We start from the raw sequence: 16,600 nt of genomic DNA, 5'->3' as shown, positions 1-16,600 counted from the left end.
GCTCGCCGCGTCGTGGACGATGAACGGTCGGATCGGCCGACGCGTCGTCCACGACCGAGCGCGGGGCAACACTGGTGAGGAGTCATAGTTCAGATGAGTTCGGATGGATCGACCGGCACACCGTCCGAGTCGGGCGGCCGAGTGGGTGGACGGTCGAGCCGCCCCAGGCCTACCCGTGCACGACCCACCCGACAGCGACCGGCCCGTACGGTCGCGCTGCCGACTCTGCTCGCTGCGGCGGTGGAAAAGAACCCGGACGGTATAGCGGTGGAGTGCGGCACCCGGTCGCTCACCTATCGGGAGATCGACTCCCGGTCGTCCAGGCTGGCCCGGCTGCTCATCGAACGCGGGGTCGGCCCCGAGGATTTCGTGGCACTGGCACTGACCCGTTCGATCGAATCTGTCACGGCCGTGTGGGCCGTGGCGAAGACCGGTGCTGCATTCGTGCCCATCGACCCCAACTACCCGGCCGCCCGCATCACGCACATGGTGAACGACTCCGGCGTGCGAATGGGTGTCACTGCAACACAATTCGAAGAGGCGATGCCGACGTCGGTGTCGTGGATCAGTCTCGACTCGTCCGACACCGAAGGCGCACTCCAGGGGTTGTCCGACGATCCCGTCGTGGCGGACGACCGACGGGCACCGATTCGCCCGTCCACGCTCGCGTACGTCATCTACACCTCCGGCTCGACCGGTCTGCCGAAGGGCGTCGCCGTCTCCCACGCCGGGCTGGCACCGCTGACCTCCACTCAGGTCGAGATCTACGGGCTGGACTCCGATTCGCGCACACTGCATTTCGCGTCCCCCAGCTTCGATGCGTCCGTGCTGGAGCTACTGATGGCTGTGGGCGCAGGTTCGACGATGGTCATCGTCCCGCCCGGTGTCTACGGCGGTTCCGATCTGGGTGACATGCTCCGCCACCACCGCGTCAGCCATGCGTTCATCACCCCGGCGGCGCTGGCCTCACTCGATCCGGCAGAGGTGCCCGACATGCGAGTGCTCGCGATCGGCGGCGAGGCCTTCACCTCGGAACTGATGTCGAAGTGGTCACCGGGCAGACGTTTTCACAACGTCTACGGCCCCACCGAAGCGTCGATGGTGTGCAACATCTCGCCGCCCTTGAACGCGGGCGAAGCCGTGCTGCTCGGGCCGTCCACCAAGGACATGGGCTACCACGTGCTCGACGACCGGTTGCGGCAGGTGCCCGCCGGGGTGCCGGGGGAGCTGTATCTGACCGGTGCCGGCCTTGCGCGGGGATACCATCGACGATTCGCGCTGACCGCGGCGCGTTTCGTCGCCAATCCGTATGCAGCCGAGGGTAACTCGGAGCAAAGCCGACTGTACCGCACGGGTGACCTGGTGCGCTGGCGGGAAGTGGCGTCCGGACGGGCCATCGAATACCTGGGCCGCAACGACTTTCAGGTCCAGATCCGAGGCTTCAGAATCGAACTCGGTGAAATCGACGCCGTTCTCACCGCGCAGGACGGGGTCGATTTCGCGGTGACCCTCGGTCACCGCAGTCCCACCGGCGCAACCGTTCTCGCAGCGTACGTACTGCCGGTGGCAGGGACGGACGTCGACCTGGACCGGGTGCTGGACGAGGCCGGGCGGAGTCTGCCTGCGCACATGGTGCCCTCGGTGATCACACGGATCGATTCGATCCCGCTGACTCCCACCGGCAAGCTGGACCGAGACGCACTGCCGGAACCGGTGTTCGAGGCCGCGGAGTTCCGGCCCCCGTCGACCACTACCGAACATGTGGTGGCCGATATCTTCGTCGAGCTGCTCGGGGTCGAACGGGTCGGCCTGGACGACGACTTCTTCGCGCTCGGGGGTAACTCCCTGATCGCCACACAGCTTGCGGCTCGATTGGGTTCGGCTCTGGGCGTCCATGTTCCGGCGCGCTCGGTGTTCGAGTCCTCCACCGTCGAGGCCTTGGCGCAGGCCGCCGATTCGGCGGACGGTCCGGTTCGAGCTGCGCTGGACACGTCGAGGCAGCGGCCCGAGCGCATCCCGCTCTCGTCCGCACAGCAGCGAATGTGGTTTCTCAACCGCCTCGACACCGACTCCGCCCTCAACAACGTGCCGGTCGCTCTGTTGCTGCGCGGAGAACTCGATGTCGACGCGCTGCAGGCTGCCGTGGGGGACGTGGTCGGTCGACACGAATCGTTGCGCACCGTGTACCCGGAGATCGACGGTGTCGGGTATCAACAGGTGCGGGACGAGGCCGAGACGCACGTCGGGATGGACGTGGTCCGCATCGCTCGTGACGACGCGCTCGCTGCGGTCACACAGTTCTTCACCCGGGGATTCGACGTCACCGTCGAGATCCCGTTTCGTGTCCGGCTGTTCCACATCACGGACCCCGCCGGTGCAGCACCGGAGTACGTGCTGGCCTTCGTTGCACACCACATCTCGGCGGACGGGCTCTCGATGGCCCCGCTGTCCCGCGACGTCATGACTGCGTACCTCGCGCGGCACGGCGGATCGGCACCGCAGTGGGCACCGCTGCCGGTCCAGTACGTCGACTACACACTCTGGCAACTCGACATGCTCGGCTCCGAATCGGACCCGAAGTCGTTGGCCCGCAAGCAGATCGACTATTGGCGTCGCACGCTCGACGGCCTCCCCGAGCAGTTGGATCTGCCCTCCGACCGGCCGCGCCCGCGGGTCGCATCGGGACAGGGGGCGGTGACGGCGTTCGAGATCGACGCTGCACTGCACACCCGCGTACTCGAGTGTGCACGCGAGCACGACGCCACCGCGTTCATGGTGGTGCACGCAGCGTTGGCGGTGCTGCTGGCCACGTTGTCCGGGACGTCCGACATCGCCGTGGGAGCACCGGTGGGTGGTCGCGGCGACGCACGGTTGGACGACCTGGTGGGCATGTTCGTCAACACGGTGGTCCTGCGAACGCAGATCGCTCGAGACGCCTCGTTCGGTGCGGTACTCGATGCCGTACGTACCTCCGACCTGGAGGCATTCGACAATGTGGACGTACCCTTCGAGCGTCTTGTCGAGGTACTCGATCCGGTGCGATCGCAAGGGCGGCACCCGCTGGTCCAGGTAGCGCTGTTCTTCCAGAACTTCTCCCAGGGATCGTTCGAGCTCCCCGATCTGGGCGTCGAGGCATTCGGGTCCGGGGCGGCGTCGGCAAAGTTCGATCTCCAGGTGACGCTCACCGAACTCGGAGACGGCGCAGGTCTGGCCGGCGAGCTGATGTACGCGACGGATCTGTTCGACGAGTCGACGGTGGCGTCGTTCGGGCGACGGTTGGTGGCTGTACTCGAGGCGGTGACCGCTCGTCCGGATGGCGTGGTCGGTGATATCGACGTTCTCGATTCGGCCGAGCGTGAACGAATCATGGTGCGCGGCAACGGCGACGAGGTGGCCATCGAATCCGCTGAGGTGTTGTTGGACGGCTTCGATCGGGTGGTGGCCGACACGCCCGACGCGGTCGCGGTGGTGTTCGGCGAACGGTCGCTGACGTATCGGGAGTTCTCGGCTCGGGTGGACGCGACTGCGCAGCTGTTGCAGGAGCACGGTGCCGGGCCAGGTGTTCTGGTGGGGCTCGCGATGCGGCGGTCCGTCGAGTTGGTCGTCGGCATGTATGCGGTGCTGCGATCGGGCGCGGCGTACGTTCCGGTGGACCCGGATCAGCCGACCGAACGTAACGACTACATTCTCGACACGGCCGCCCCGGTGGTCGTGTTGTCCACGGCCAGAGATGGTTTCGTCACGGCGACCGCTGTTCCGGTCGTCGACATCACCGATCCACCGGAGCCGTCCGGGTCGGTGGTGTTTCCGCGCGCCTCCGGGGACGACCTGGCGTACGTGTTGTTCACGTCCGGGTCGACCGGTCGTCCGAAGGGCGTGGCGATCGAACACCGGGCCATCGTCAACCAGATGGCCTGGATGGCGCAGGAATACGGCCTCGATGCGTCGGATGTGTACTTGCAGAAAACGGCGACGACGTTCGATGTCTCGCTGTGGGGCTTCTTCCTGCCGCTGCGAACCGGCGGTCGGTTGATCGTTGCTGCCCCGGGCGCGCAGCGTGACGTCGAGGCGGTCGCCGCCGATATCGCGCGGCACGGGGTGACCGTGACGGACTTCGTGCCGTCGATGCTGACGGTGTTCGTCGAAGCGGTGTCGGCGCAGTCGATCGCGTCGCTGCGTCATGTTTTCGTCATCGGTGAGGCGCTGCCCGCGGGTACCGTCGATGCCTGTCGGGCAGTGTCGGATGCGCGGGTGCACAACCTGTACGGGCCTACCGAGGCGGCGGTCAGCGTCACTTATCGCGATGTCTCCGAGGACGGGGCGGGGTCCGGATCGGTGTCCATCGGTGTGCCCGAGTGGAACACCTCGGTGCACGTGCTGGATTCGCGTCTGCATCCGGTACCGGCGGGCGTTCCGGGGGAGTTGTACTTGGCGGGTGTGCAGTTGGCGCGGGGTTACGTTGCGCGGCCGGACCTGTCGGCGGAGCGGTTCGTGGCGAACCCGTTCGACGGCGTGGGGACGCGGATGTACCGGACCGGTGATCTGGTGCGGTGGTCGATGGATGCCGATCGGCTCGAGTACATCGGTCGCACCGATTTTCAGGTCAAGTTCCGTGGGCAGCGAATCGAGTTGGGAGAGATCGAGACTGCGCTGACGGCGCGGTCGTCGGTGAGTCAGGCTGTCGTCGTGGTGTCGCACTCGGCGGTCGGTGAGTCGTTGGTGGCGTACCTGGTTCCTACACCCGGTACCGACATCGATGTCGAGCTCGTTCGGGCGGAGGCAATTTCTACGCTGCCGTCCTACATGGTTCCGTCGGCCTTCGTGGTGCTCGACGCTCTACCGCTCAACGCTGCGGGAAAGCTGGATCGTCGTGCGCTGCCGAGTCCGGAGTTCGAGACCCGCGAGTTCAGGGCGCCGCAGACACCGGTGGAGGAAGCTGTTGCCGGTGTGTTCGCGGACGTTCTGGGAGTCGAACGCGTGGGACTCGACGACGACTTCTTCTCGCTCGGCGGCAACTCTCTGCTGGCCGTCAAGTTGGTCTCCGCGCTGAAGGGGGCCCTCGGTGGTCGGCCTGTTCCTCTGAATTGGTTGTTCGTGGACGCGTCCGTTGCCTCCCTTGCGGCACGGATCACTGCTGCCACGGCATCGGGAGTCGACGGAGCGGAAGCAAGCGGGCTCGAGGTCCTGATACCTCTACGGGTAGGCGGTTCTTCGGCCCCGCTGTTCTGTATCCACCCCATCGTGGGTCTGTCTTGGGCCTTCGGTGCCCTGGCGTCACACATCGGCGACGACCGTCCGATCTACGGATTGCAGTCGCCCGCGCTGTCCGGTGCAGAACCTGTGCCGCAGTCGATAGAACAGTGGGCTGCGGTATTCGTGGACAAGATTCGCGCCGTGCAACCGTCGGGCCCGTATCACCTGCTGGGGTGGTCCATGGGCGGACTGATCGCGCATGCGATGGCCGTGCAACTGCAACGTGAGGGCTACGAGGTCTCGACGTTGGCCATGATGGACTCGTTCGTTGCGGGTGGGTCGGACCACCTCGTCGACAGGCCGGTATCGGCGGACGAGATTCTCGGCGGGCTGGGTGTCGGTGCGGACGACCACCTCGAGATCGCTGAACTCACGGTCGACTCCGTGGCCGAACTGTTGAAGTCGATGCCGGCACCTTTCGACTCGATTTCCCGCGAACGGGTCGCCGGGATACTCGACGGGATCGCACAATCGGCAGAGCTCATCGAAACCTATGTGCCACAGACCTTCACAGGACGAGCGCTGCTGTTCGCATCGGTCACCGACGATCCCACGGGCAACGTGGCGGCGGCGACATGGCGCGGTGCGCTGAGCGAGGGCATGACGGTCGTCCCGGTCCATTCGACCCACTGGCAGATGGCGTCGTCGCCGGCATCGACCGAGATCGGGCCCGTGCTGGACGCGGAATTGCACCGGTAATCCGTTCGGCAACGACGAAGGCCTCACGACACCGTGTCGTGAGGCCTTCGTCGTGGCGTGTGGAGAATGTTCAGCAGGGTGCGGGCGTGGTGGTTGCGTAATCGGGATCGAGTGCGGTCTTCACCATGTACAGGGGAGCAGGATCGGCGACGAGACCGACGTGGGACGTCGTCGCCGTGGGGCACACGTCCTGAACCCAGACGTTGTGCACCATCGCAGGGTCGCCGGACTTGAGGAAGGTGTTCGCGGGCGGTGTCGAGACGGTGTCGTTGCGCGTGGCGATGACGGTGTACTCGACCCCTGGTTCGACGTCTCCGCCTTCGTTCAAGCTCGTCAGCGTCGTCGAACCGACGAGTTGCTGGGCACCCGCCATGTTGTATGTCAGGGGGGTGAGTGCGTCGCCGGGCAGGCCGAGAGAGGTGAGCAGTTCGGAGAGCTGCTGCAAACCACCGAAGGTCGTGCCGTGGTTGGTGGCACCCAGTGTGACCAGTGTGTGCACCTTGTTGCGGGCGGGGTCCTGCGCATCGGTGCCGCCATCGAACTTCATGTACTGCCGAGTGGCGGTGCCACCCTGCGAATGGCCGACCATGTCGACTTGCTCGGCACCGGTCGCCGCGAGAACTTCGTCGACGAAACGGCCGATCTGACGGCCCGACTCAGCGATGTCGCCGGAGCCCCAGATGGTCGTGCCCGGGTCGAGCAGCAGCGATACTCCGCCGTAGTTGGGTGCGAAGACGCAGTAGCCCTCGCTCTTCAGCTGCGGTGCCAGGATCTTCCACGTGGACGCATCCATCTTGGTTCCGTGGACGAGCACGACCGGACGGGGATGGGCCGCGCTGGGAACACAGCCGAAGTCGTTGGCACCCTCGAGGGTAGGCGTGGCAGAAACCGAGGTTCCGGTGGGCGAGGGCGCAGCGACCGCTGTGCCCGTCCCGGTGAAGGACAGGGCACCGGCCACCGCGACAGCAATCGCCGTGGGCAATACTCTCGTGAACTTCTTCGGCATGGCCTCTATCTCGTCCGGGGCGTGGGAATCCGCCGCTGTCACCTGCATCTGCGTCACCGACCGTAACAGCCGGACACACAGGCGTAACAGGCGTGCAGGTCAAGGGTGCCGGTCGGGCAGGCCGATCGGCGAGCCCGTGTGGTGGACATCACCAACCGATGGCTCCGTATCTGATTCCTGCGCGAAGCTCGCCGACCCGGATGACGAACGCACGCAGCCAATGGCCGCGTGACATCCCGGTCAGCGACGTCGGCAGCAGGGGATTGCGCAGCAGCAGCGCCATCCACCAGGACGCGACTCGGCGCACTTTCAGTGCCGGGCACCCCTGAGGCCGGTAGATTCCGCGAAGCTTGGCGAAGCCGAACCCGAGGCGAAACGACTGGCGCAGGAGAGGGCGTAGCTCGTCACGCAGTCGATACGCCACCACTGCCTCGGTACTGAACCCCAAGGTGTAACCCGCCAGTTGCGCGCGCCAACTGAACTCGACATCCTGGCTCGCTCGGTAGCGGTTGTCCATGCCGCCGAGATCGCTGTACACCGATGCCCAGCAGGCCATACTCGCGCCGATCGCGAACGGCAGGAAGTCGGTGCGGCCCTGGTTCTCCGGCGCTGTCGTGGGAGTCCACGACAGCGCCCGGACGCTGTTCAGCGTGTCGGTTTCGACCGCAGTACCGACAACATCGAACGACGACGCCTCCTGTACGAGCGTGGTGAGCCACGACGAGTGCACGACATCGTCCGAGTCGCAGAACGCCAACAGATCGCCGGACGCCTCCCGGGCGCCGCAGTTGCGTGCGTAACCCGCTCCGGTCTCGCGGGAAGCATCGACCGACCTGAGCCGCAGCCGCTCTCGCAAAGGATGAGTGAGTACGTATTCGCCGAGGTCCCCGTCTCGCGTGTTGTCCGCAACGAGCACCTCGAACGGAAACCCGACATCCTGATCGGCCAGAGCCTGCAACTGTGCGTCCAAGTGCGGATCGAGGCCGCCGACAGGAATGATCACCGATACCGACGGATGCTCAGGTCGTGCCCGGTCGACCACAACGAATCCCCCAACGTAGAAATGTCGGCCCGGACTACGCGATCAGCCCGACGCAGATGCCTTCTTGTACCCCCGGATCGCAGGGTAGAGGAAGATCACGACCATTCCCAGAGACCACGCGAGAGTTTGGAGTATCGGAGTCATGACGGGCCCTCCGAGTGCCAGCGCGCGCATCGCGGAGACCGCAACCGACATCGGCTGCGCTGCAACCACCGGCTGCAGCCAGAGCGGATACGCGAGGACGGGGACGAATCCCGCATTGAAGAACATCAACAACGTGCAGAAGATCGACACCACTTCGACCAGTGGTGCGTCGCCGGCCACCGTGGCGAGGAACGTGACCATGACTGCGAACCCGATACCGAACACGACAGGAATCAGGAGCAACAGGATGCCGGCCTGAATTCCCTGGGTGAACCTGAACCCCAGCGCTACACCGGCACAGATGATGACCACGGTGGTCACGAGCACCCGAACTGCTTCGGCGATCATCCTGCCCAGTAGGCCGGCCGCACGGTGAGTGGGCGTTGTCCAGAACCGGGCCAACAGACCCGACTTTCGTTCGCCCTTGAGTCCGACAGCGCTGACGATGGACCCGAACATGGCTCCGACCAGAGCGATCATCGGCACCTGGCCGTAGATCGCCGGCGATCCGGTGGCCGCGGAAATCGAGTTTCCGAGCACGACACGGAACATGACCAGCATCAACGCGGGGTACAGCAACGCCTGAATCATCGTCGACGGATCGCGCATCCATCGCATCAGAAGTCGTTTGGCCTGGATCAGGCTGTGTGTCCCGAGCGCACGAACGGACCCTTCTCGCAGGGCCATGTTGGGTTCGGGAAAGGTCAGGTTGGATACGCGTGCAGCGTTCACCGACGCTTCTGTCATCGTCATCTCGGACTCGTCATTCTGGTCTCGAGCTCGCCCAGATGGCGAGCGGGACGAAGAACAGGAGCAGGCCGGCCACCCAGGCGAGGGATGGCCACAACACCTGGAAGCTGACTCCGCCCTCGGCCATGTCGCGCATAGCGAACGAGAACTGAGAAATCGGTTGATTGCGAACGAACGGTCGGATGAGTTCCGGGAAGCCGCTCTCGGGAACGAATCCGCACGAGGCCATGCCGAGGATGAGCTGGGGCAGGGTCAACACCTGGCTGGTCGCCTCGGGGCTCTTCGACAGCGTTCCGATTGCGTCGGCACCGATCGACAACGTGGTGCTGATCAGCATGGCGAGCGCGCAGAACAACAGGGCCTGACCGAATCCTGCGGAGAACCGAAAGCCGATGACGTAGCCGAAGCCGAGTGCGGATACGAGCGATACCAGTGAGCGGACGACACCGCTCGAGATTCGCGACACCAGCGGGACACCGCGTACGACGGGCATCGTCTTCAGGCGGGAGTTGAGTCCACTCATTGCCTCCGTCGATGCCCTCTGCGCGGCGGAGATGGCGGTGAACGCCATTGCCTGCAGCACGATGATCGGCATCAGAAACTGTGCGTAGTCGATGCCCTGCAGGCCCATCACGAACTTGAGCGGAAGGTAGAAGCCGATGGTGAAGATCAGCGGAGCGATGACCGCGATCAGCAGCTCACCCTGGGTGAGCATCGTCCACAGTGCACGCCCGGTCAGTGCCTGCCACTGCACGAAGCCGGATGGCCGCGTTCGTGACCGGCGTTTGGGCTGCTGCGTCGTCGACCCGGTGGTTGTCCGAGGAGCGGTGACCGCACGCGTATTCGAGACGCCTCGCGTCGTGGCCGTCACGGCGTGGGGCTCGCTTGCGAATGGCCGGTGAGGGTGAGGAAGACGTCGTCGAGCGAGGGGCGGCGCAACGCGATGTCGGCCAGCACGATGCCACGGGCGTCGATACGGCGGAGGATCTCGGACAAGGTTGCGGCACCGTCGGGGGCAGGCACGGACAGGCGGTCGGATGCGGCAGTGATCTCGGCGTGCACCGCCGGAGGCACCATCTCACCCAGCGCCTCGGCCGCTGCTCGTAGCTGACCCGGATCGAGAGGCACCACTTCGCAGTAGCTACCGCCGGTCATGGCCTTGAGCTGATCCGACGTACCTTCGGCGATAACTGTGCCCTTGTCGATGACGATGATGTTGTCGCTCAGTACGTCTGCCTCTTCGAGATATTGCGTCGTCAGCAACACGGTGATGCCCTGCGCCTTCAGTGCCTCGACCAACGACCACACACCCTGTCGGCTCCGAGGGTCGAGTCCGGTGGTCGGCTCGTCCAGGAACACGACTTCGGGACGCACGACCAGGCCACATGCGATGTCGATACGACGGCGCATGCCGCCGGAGTAGCCGCGGACCGGACGCTTGCCGGTATCGGACAGGTCGAATTCGTCGAGCAGGGCCTTGGCGCGAGCCTTGGCAGCCTTCTTGTCCAGACCCATGAGGCGGCCGAACAATTCGATGTTCTCGCGCCCCGAAAGAGTGTCGTCGAGGGCGGCGTACTGACCCGTCATCATGATCGATCGCCGCACCGCGGGAGCGTCGGCAGCAACATCGTGGCCGGCGACGAAGGCTCGGCCGCTGTCGGGCGCGATCAGCGTCGACAGCACTTTGACAGTCGTGGTCTTGCCCGCACCGTTGGGGCCGAGGATGCCGAGTACGGTTCCCCGCTCGGCCGAGAAGCTGATGCCGCGCAGCGCATGCACATCGCCGAAGGACTTGTGTACGTCCTCCACGTGTACGGCTGCGTGCTGAGCTGACGACATCGGATCTCCGAGCTGTGGGGTGAATGGGGCCGGGGCAGTGCCGGGGCCCGTGGAGGGGAGGGCCACTACTTGATACGGGAACTGCCGGGAAATGTTACCTGTGGATTGCAGTCGCAGATGTTCTGCCGTCAGCCCCAATCGATATCGATATTGTCCTCGACGTCCAGCTTTCGGCACAGGGATCGCAGTCCGCTGTAGTCCTGAACCAGCGCTCGACGGCTCTTGTCGGCCTCGACGTCGGCGATCATGGCCTCGGCTCCGCGGACACCTTCGAGTTCGAGAATGCGCGCCCACGTCGAGAAGTCGCTGCTCGAGAACGCATCCATGCCGTCGACGAGACCGTCGAGAAACTTCTGTCGATCGTTGGATCCGAGCCTGTCGAAGACGATCGCCGCCATGTCGTCGGCAATCGATGCGTGGCAGTACTCGTCGCGATTGTGGAGCTTGACCGTCGCCCGATTGATCGGCTGAATGACGTCGTCGTCCTCGATCAGATCGAGGTACGACGTGATGGAAATCTCTGCGACCGTCATGAAGGCGAGCGAGCTGATCGCCGCAGACCACGGGTCGTCGCTCTTCGCCTGAGCGGTCCGCTGGCGACGGACGGTGGAACTGAACGGCAGGGATCGTTCGGACAACGCCCAACCGCGACCGCGACGGGTCGCCGCACTGGCGTTGAGGTGCATCAGCGTGTGGTACTGCTCGTCCACCATGGCCTGAGTCACCGCGACCGCGAGGGTGTCGCCCATCCCGGTCTCGAACACATCCTGGGCGAGCAGGGAAAATCCCGGGTGAACGACGTGCTGCTCGACATCCATCACGTTCTTGTTGAACGCGATCCAGCCCCAGGCCCGCAGCCGATCCTGCTGTTCCGGTTCGGCACCGAGGAATGTGTCGTGTTCTCCGAACGGGATCAAGGCGTCGGGAAAATCTCGCTTGGTCGTGTCGAACAAATCGTCCAACTGGGGTTCGGGCTTCTTGACGGTGGCACGCTGCGACCAGTTCTTCGCCAACCGCGCTACGACCGCGCTCTCGACGACATCGTGGGGGTCGTGCTCCGGCAAGGTCGGCTGTTCCAACATCGTGTGCCCCGCCTCCGCGTCCGGACCGGCGATCACGAATTGTCGCCGGAACCTCGAACGATACCGAACAACTCGGCACAGACGGATCGATAGCGATCGGCGGAGCTGCCGAGGGCGCTGCCTGCTCGGTTCATCAGTTCGGCGAACTCGGACTCCGAGCCGGATTCGACGGTCTCGCCGAGCAGTTGCGTCGCGCGGCGCAACGCCGCCCGCGCGTCGGCGGCGTGTGGATTACCTGCCTGAACGTCCCAGTACACCTCGGGCTCTCCACCGGTGATGCGTGCGAGGAGGGCGAGCATCGTCGTGTGTGGGGGAGGAGCGACGGCGTCGATGTCGCCGAACGGCAGATCTAGCTCGGCCAGGGCGAGCCCGAACGCGAGAACACTGGCGTGAGTGAGCGCTTGGGTCGCCGCAGCGAGTCGGTCGTGACGCTCGGCGTCGAGGAGAACGGTCCGGCCACCCCAGTGCTGCAGTCTGTCGACGAACGCGTCGGCCGAGGTGCCGGGTCGGTGCACGACGACGGCAACGGGGCGTCCGTTCATGCCCAGGGACGGTGCGAACATCGGGTTGATGCCCAGCGTCGGGCCGAGGTGTCCGCCGCGGCCGGCGTACTGCGAGTAGCCGGACTTGACCGACAACGTCTCCACCAGCAGTGCGTCGGGGCGTACCGCGCTCAGATCGGCCGACAGTGCCACGGACTCGGGCACAGCGAGCACGATCGTCGACGCAGTCGACAATGCAGCTGTGACACGGTGGTCGGGTGCGGTGATGTCGCCGACGAGCGTCGCGGCGTCGACCGATGTCGAAGCGGCTCGAGCGTCGACGACGGTCACCTGCACGCCGTCGCCGCGCAGGAGATCGACCAGTAGCCGGCCGACGGCTCCGGAGCCCCCGACCACCACTACCGAGTTCTGCTGCTCCGACCGCGTCACCGTGTCCATCGGTCGAGTATGTCAACGAGAGGCTGCAGATACCCAGATCGTGATGTCGGCGTGCACCACCTCGACGCCCGCGGTGTCACGGATGACAACCGGCACGACGATCTCGCATCCGTCGGTGATGGTCGCGAAATCGGGAATGGTCTCCAGTTCTGCCACCGCGCGCAGTGACGTGGTCGCCTTCGTCAGGTACTGGACGGTCATCGACTTGGGGATCCAGCGGTGCGACGTCGGAACGGTGGCCTCGGCCAGCATCCCCATCGCAACCTCGGCGAGGTTGCACGCGGCGATCGCGTGGAACGTGCCGAGGTGGTTGCGGATCCCCAGCCATTTCGGGGCCGTGACCTCGCAGCGCCCCGGTTCCAGCGCAACCACCCGCGGCAGCACGGACGCGAAGTAGGGCACACGAAGACACATGCCGATGGAGAACACGGTGGATCCGATAGTGTTGTTCGGGAGCTTCGACCAGGCTCGATACGTGGCCCCGGTGGTGGTTGCGACTGTGTTCATGGGCTTACCTTACTGCTGAGTAAGGTCGTGCGGAGCGTATGGATCGACCCCGAGTTGATCTGTCGCGCACACTGCGGCATACTGGTCGGGTTGCCTGGACACGGGACGCGCTTGCGTGCGGCCTGAACCAGGTGAGTCGATCGAGAGATCGGCTGAGCAGAACATGAGACCAGCGCTCCACGTGAGCGCGTCCGGACCACCAGCTCGATCGGTGTGGGTTTCCTCCCTCGGATGGTTGAAGCGAAAGTTTCAGCGCATAAGAATGAGCGGAATCGCGACACGCCCGACCGCGTGGACCGGAGAACCATGACAGATGAAGAGCGGCAACGGATACAGGTCACGCCTGGTCGTCAACGTTTTTCACTGTCGTGTGTGCACGAAGGCAGTTCGAGTCGGAGGGATTCCCCCGGCTCGGGGACTGTGCAGACGAGGTGGAGCAGGCCGAACGGCCCGTTCTACGACCAAGCGGCAAGAAAAGGACACTAAGCGTGGCGGGACAAAAGATCCGCATCAGGCTCAAGGCCTACGACCATGAGGCGATCGACGCGTCAGCGCGCAAGATCGTCGAAACGGTCACCCGTACGGGTGCCCGCGTCGTCGGACCGGTGCCGTTGCCGACAGAAAAGAACGTGTACTGCGTCATCCGTTCGCCGCACAAGTACAAGGACTCGCGCGAACACTTCGAGATGCGTACTCACAAGCGGCTCATTGACATCCTCGACCCGACACCGAAGACGGTGGACGCGCTCATGCGCATCGACCTCCCGGCCAGTGTCGACGTCAACATCCAGTGAGCGCGGAGACAACGATGACTGATAACAAGAACCGGCCTGCGACAGGAATTCTGGGCACCAAGCTCGGAATGACCCAGGTCTTCGACGAGAACAACCGCGTCGTTCCGGTGACCGTGATCAAGGCAGGCCCCAACGTGGTCACCCAGATCCGCACCCAGGAACGTGACGGCTACAGCGCCGTCCAGGTCGCATTCGGTGCGATCGACCCGCGCAAGGTGAACAAGCCCACCACCGGCCAGTTCGAGAAGGCAGGTGTCACGCCGCGTCGCCACATCGTGGAGATTCGCGTTGCCGACGCCTCGCAGTTCGAGGTCGGCCAGGAGCTCACGGCTGCAGTGTTCGAGGACGGCGCATACGTCGACGTCACCGGCACCAGCAAGGGCAAGGGCTTCGCCGGAACCATGAAGCGTCACGGCTTCAAGGGACAGGGCGCGAGCCACGGTGCACAGGCTGTGCACCGTCGTCCCGGATCCATCGGTGGCTGTGCAACGCCGGGTCGCGTGTTCAAGGGAATGCGCATGTCCGGACGTATGGGTGGCGACCGCGTCACGACGCAGAACCTCTCGGTCCACAAGGTGGACAGCGAGAACGGTCTGCTGCTGATCAAGGGAGCGATCCCGGGCCGTCGCGGCAACGTCGTGATCGTCAAGTCTGCATTGAAGGGTGGTGCACGGGCATGACCAGCCTCGAAAAGAACACCGAGACCAAGCTGACGCTCGATGTCAAGGAAGCCGGCGGCAAGACCAACGGCACCGTCGATCTCCCCGCGGAGATCTTCGACGCACCGGCGAACATCGCGCTGCTGCACCAGGTCGTCATCGCACAGCTGGCAGCTGCTCGTCAGGGAACTCACTCCACGAAGACTCGTGGCGAGGTTCGCGGCGGCGGCAAGAAGCCGTACCGGCAGAAGGGCACCGGCCGCGCCCGTCAGGGCTCGACCCGCGCTCCTCAGTTCGTCGGCGGTGGCACGGTCCACGGACCGCAGCCGCGCGACTACAGCCAGCGGACCCCCAAGAAGATGAAGGCCGCCGCACTGCGCGGAGCCCTCTCCGATCGGGCCCGCAGCGAGCGCCTGCACGTCATCACCGAATTGGTTGCCGGACAGGTTCCGTCCACCAAGGGTGCGAAGACGTTCCTCGCCGAGATCTCGGACCGCAAGAAGGTCCTGCTCGTCGTCGGCCGCGAGGACATCGCAGCCTGGAAGAGCGTTCAGAACCTGGACGGCGTGCACCCCATCGCACCCGACCAGCTCAACACGTACGACGTGCTCAACGCCGATGATGTCGTTTTCAGCGTGGAAGCGCTGAACACCTTCATCGCTGGGCCTGCAAAGAACGAGGAGGCAAGCAAGTGACCACGATCGCCGATCCCCGCGACATCTTGCTGGCACCGGTCATCTCCGAGAAGTCCTACGGACTGATCGAAGAAGGCACGTACACGTTCCTGGTGCACCCGGACTCGAACAAGACGCAGATCAAGATTGCCGTCGAGAAGATCTTCGACGTCACCGTGACCAGCGTCAACACGATGAACCGTCAGGGCAAGCGTAAGCGGACCCGGTTCGGTTACGGCAAGCGCAAGGACACCAAGCGCGCGCTCGTAACGCTCTCCGCCGACAGCAAGCCCATCGAGATCTTCGGAGGTCCGGTCGCGTAAGCGACTGGGACTCTTCGGATATAGAGGACGAGAAGACTCATGGCAATCCGTAAATACAAGCCGACAACCCCGGGCCGTCGTGGCTCCAGCGTGTCCGACTTCGCTGAGATCACGCGTTCGACCCCCGAGAAGTCGCTGATCCGCCCGCTGCACGGTCGCGGTGGACGTAACGCACACGGTCGTATCACCACCCGGCACAAGGGTGGCGGTCACAAGCGTGCGTACCGTCTCATCGATTTCCGTCGCAACGACAAGGACGGCGTGCCGGCCAAGGTCGCTCACATCGAGTACGACCCCAACCGCACCGCGAACATCGCACTGCTGCACTTCGCAGACGGCGAGAAGCGCTACATCGTCGCACCCAAGGGCATCGCCCAGGGCTCGCCGATCGAGCAGGGTGCCAATGCCGACATCAAGCCCGGCAACAACCTGCCCCTGCGCAACATCCCGACGGGTACGACCATTCACGCGGTCGAGCTCCGTCCGGGTGGTGGCGCGAAGATGGCCCGCTCCGCCGGAGCGAGCATCCAGCTCCTCGGTAAGGAAGGCCCCTACGCCACGCTGCGTATGCCGTCCGGTGAAATCCGTCGCGTCGACGTGCGCTGCCGCGCAACCGTCGGCGAGGTCGGCAACGCCGAGCAGTCGAACATCAACTGGGGTAAGGCCGGCCGCATGCGCTGGAAGGGCAAGCGCCCGACCGTTCGTGGTGTCGTGATGAACCCGGTCGACCACCCGCACGGTGGCGGCGAGGGCAAGACCTCCGGTGGACGCCACCCGGTCAGCCCCTGGGGACAGCCTGAAGGCCGTACCCGCAAGAACAAGGCGAGCGACAAGCTCATCGTCCGTCGTCGTCGTACCGGCAAGAACAAGCGCTAGGAGGGAGTTCA

General features: G+C 64.9%; 14 protein-coding genes. 6 read left to right on the top strand and 8 right to left on the bottom strand.

Going from position 1 to position 16,600, the window contains the following annotated elements:
- Positions 1-93: 93 nt before the first annotated feature.
- Complete coding sequence (locus VF34_RS20670; protein ID WP_080733278.1) at positions 94-5,952, top strand: amino acid adenylation domain-containing protein; 5,859 nt, start codon at positions 94-96, stop codon at positions 5,950-5,952.
- 70 nt (positions 5,953-6,022) lie between these two features.
- Here the strand turns inward: VF34_RS20670 and VF34_RS20665 are convergent, their stop codons facing one another.
- The 8 genes from VF34_RS20665 to VF34_RS20630 all read right to left on the bottom strand — a co-directional run bounded on the left by VF34_RS20665 (position 6,023) and on the right by VF34_RS20630 (position 13,263).
- Positions 6,023-6,958 (bottom strand): esterase/lipase family protein, encoded by a 936-nt coding sequence (locus VF34_RS20665; RefSeq protein ID WP_032365693.1) that lies wholly within the window; start codon positions 6,956-6,958, stop codon positions 6,023-6,025.
- Positions 6,959-7,106: 148 nt separating this feature from the next.
- Positions 7,107-7,961: a glycosyltransferase family 2 protein gene (locus VF34_RS20660; RefSeq protein ID WP_196249544.1), complete on the bottom strand. Its 855-nt coding sequence runs from the start codon at positions 7,959-7,961 to the stop codon at positions 7,107-7,109.
- Positions 7,962-8,042: 81 nt separating this feature from the next.
- On the bottom strand, positions 8,043-8,897 hold the full coding sequence (locus VF34_RS20655) for an ABC transporter permease (protein ID WP_032373896.1): 855 nt from the start codon (positions 8,895-8,897) through the stop codon (positions 8,043-8,045).
- A gap of 10 nt (positions 8,898-8,907) precedes the next feature.
- On the bottom strand, positions 8,908-9,765 hold the full coding sequence (locus tag VF34_RS20650; protein ID WP_032365639.1) for an ABC transporter permease: 858 nt from the start codon (positions 9,763-9,765) through the stop codon (positions 8,908-8,910).
- A complete protein-coding gene (locus VF34_RS20645) occupies positions 9,762-10,733 on the bottom strand; it encodes a daunorubicin resistance protein DrrA family ABC transporter ATP-binding protein (protein WP_027496305.1) in 972 nt (323 codons plus the stop codon). The genes VF34_RS20650 and VF34_RS20645 overlap by 4 nt, the downstream gene beginning before the upstream one ends.
- A 128-nt stretch (positions 10,734-10,861) precedes the next feature.
- Positions 10,862-11,815, bottom strand: coding sequence for an AurF N-oxygenase family protein (locus VF34_RS20640; RefSeq protein WP_032373927.1), 954 nt, complete (start codon positions 11,813-11,815; stop codon positions 10,862-10,864).
- Between the two features lie 32 nt (positions 11,816-11,847).
- On the bottom strand, positions 11,848-12,756 hold the full coding sequence (locus tag VF34_RS20635; protein ID WP_045841994.1) for a prephenate dehydrogenase dimerization domain-containing protein: 909 nt from the start codon (positions 12,754-12,756) through the stop codon (positions 11,848-11,850).
- Between the two features lie 12 nt (positions 12,757-12,768).
- Positions 12,769-13,263 (bottom strand): hotdog fold domain-containing protein, encoded by a 495-nt coding sequence (locus tag VF34_RS20630; RefSeq protein WP_032373895.1) that lies wholly within the window; start codon positions 13,261-13,263, stop codon positions 12,769-12,771.
- Positions 13,264-13,751: 488 nt separating this feature from the next.
- Here VF34_RS20630 and rpsJ point away from each other — a divergent pair, with 488 nt between their 5' ends.
- From rpsJ to rplB, 5 genes are read left to right on the top strand one after another with little or no spacing between them, the layout of a single operon-like run.
- Positions 13,752-14,057, top strand: a complete 306-nt coding sequence (rpsJ, locus tag VF34_RS20625) for a 30S ribosomal protein S10 (protein WP_003938093.1) — start codon at positions 13,752-13,754, stop codon at positions 14,055-14,057.
- 14 nt (positions 14,058-14,071) lie between these two features.
- Positions 14,072-14,737 (top strand): 50S ribosomal protein L3, encoded by a 666-nt coding sequence (gene rplC, locus VF34_RS20620; RefSeq protein WP_027496309.1) that lies wholly within the window; start codon positions 14,072-14,074, stop codon positions 14,735-14,737.
- Complete coding sequence (rplD, locus tag VF34_RS20615) at positions 14,734-15,411, top strand: 50S ribosomal protein L4 (RefSeq protein ID WP_008718317.1); 678 nt, start codon at positions 14,734-14,736, stop codon at positions 15,409-15,411. Before rplC ends, rplD begins: the two co-directional genes overlap by 4 nt.
- The gene (gene rplW / locus VF34_RS20610) at positions 15,408-15,713 is read left to right on the top strand and encodes a 50S ribosomal protein L23 (RefSeq protein WP_027496310.1); all 306 of its coding nucleotides are present in this window, start codon (positions 15,408-15,410) and stop codon (positions 15,711-15,713) included. The genes rplD and rplW overlap by 4 nt, the downstream gene beginning before the upstream one ends.
- 39 nt (positions 15,714-15,752) lie before the next feature.
- Positions 15,753-16,589 (top strand): 50S ribosomal protein L2, encoded by an 837-nt coding sequence (rplB, locus tag VF34_RS20605; protein WP_008718311.1) that lies wholly within the window; start codon positions 15,753-15,755, stop codon positions 16,587-16,589.
- Positions 16,590-16,600: the final 11 nt, after the last annotated feature.

It is taken from the genome of Rhodococcus sp. PML026, assembly GCF_000963615.1.
GTDB lineage: Bacteria > Actinomycetota > Actinomycetes > Mycobacteriales > Mycobacteriaceae > Rhodococcoides > Rhodococcoides fascians.
This window is presented reverse-complemented; position numbering and strand designations above follow the sequence as displayed.

Coding starts and splice junctions, on each gene's coding strand:
- rplD (WP_008718317.1), top strand. CDS start 14,734: ATGACCAGCCTCGAAAAGAACACCGAGACCAAGCTGACGCTCGATGTC.
- VF34_RS20635 (WP_045841994.1), bottom strand. CDS start 12,756: ATGGACACGGTGACGCGGTCGGAGCAGCAGAACTCGGTAGTGGTGGTC.
- rplB (WP_008718311.1), top strand. CDS start 15,753: ATGGCAATCCGTAAATACAAGCCGACAACCCCGGGCCGTCGTGGCTCC.
- VF34_RS20630 (WP_032373895.1), bottom strand. CDS start 13,263: ATGAACACAGTCGCAACCACCACCGGGGCCACGTATCGAGCCTGGTCG.
- VF34_RS20640 (WP_032373927.1), bottom strand. CDS start 11,815: ATGTTGGAACAGCCGACCTTGCCGGAGCACGACCCCCACGATGTCGTC.
- VF34_RS20665 (WP_032365693.1), bottom strand. CDS start 6,958: ATGCCGAAGAAGTTCACGAGAGTATTGCCCACGGCGATTGCTGTCGCG.
- rplC (WP_027496309.1), top strand. CDS start 14,072: ATGACTGATAACAAGAACCGGCCTGCGACAGGAATTCTGGGCACCAAG.
- VF34_RS20655 (WP_032373896.1), bottom strand. CDS start 8,897: ATGACGATGACAGAAGCGTCGGTGAACGCTGCACGCGTATCCAACCTG.
- VF34_RS20670 (WP_080733278.1), top strand. CDS start 94: ATGAGTTCGGATGGATCGACCGGCACACCGTCCGAGTCGGGCGGCCGA.
- VF34_RS20645 (WP_027496305.1), bottom strand. CDS start 10,733: ATGTCGTCAGCTCAGCACGCAGCCGTACACGTGGAGGACGTACACAAG.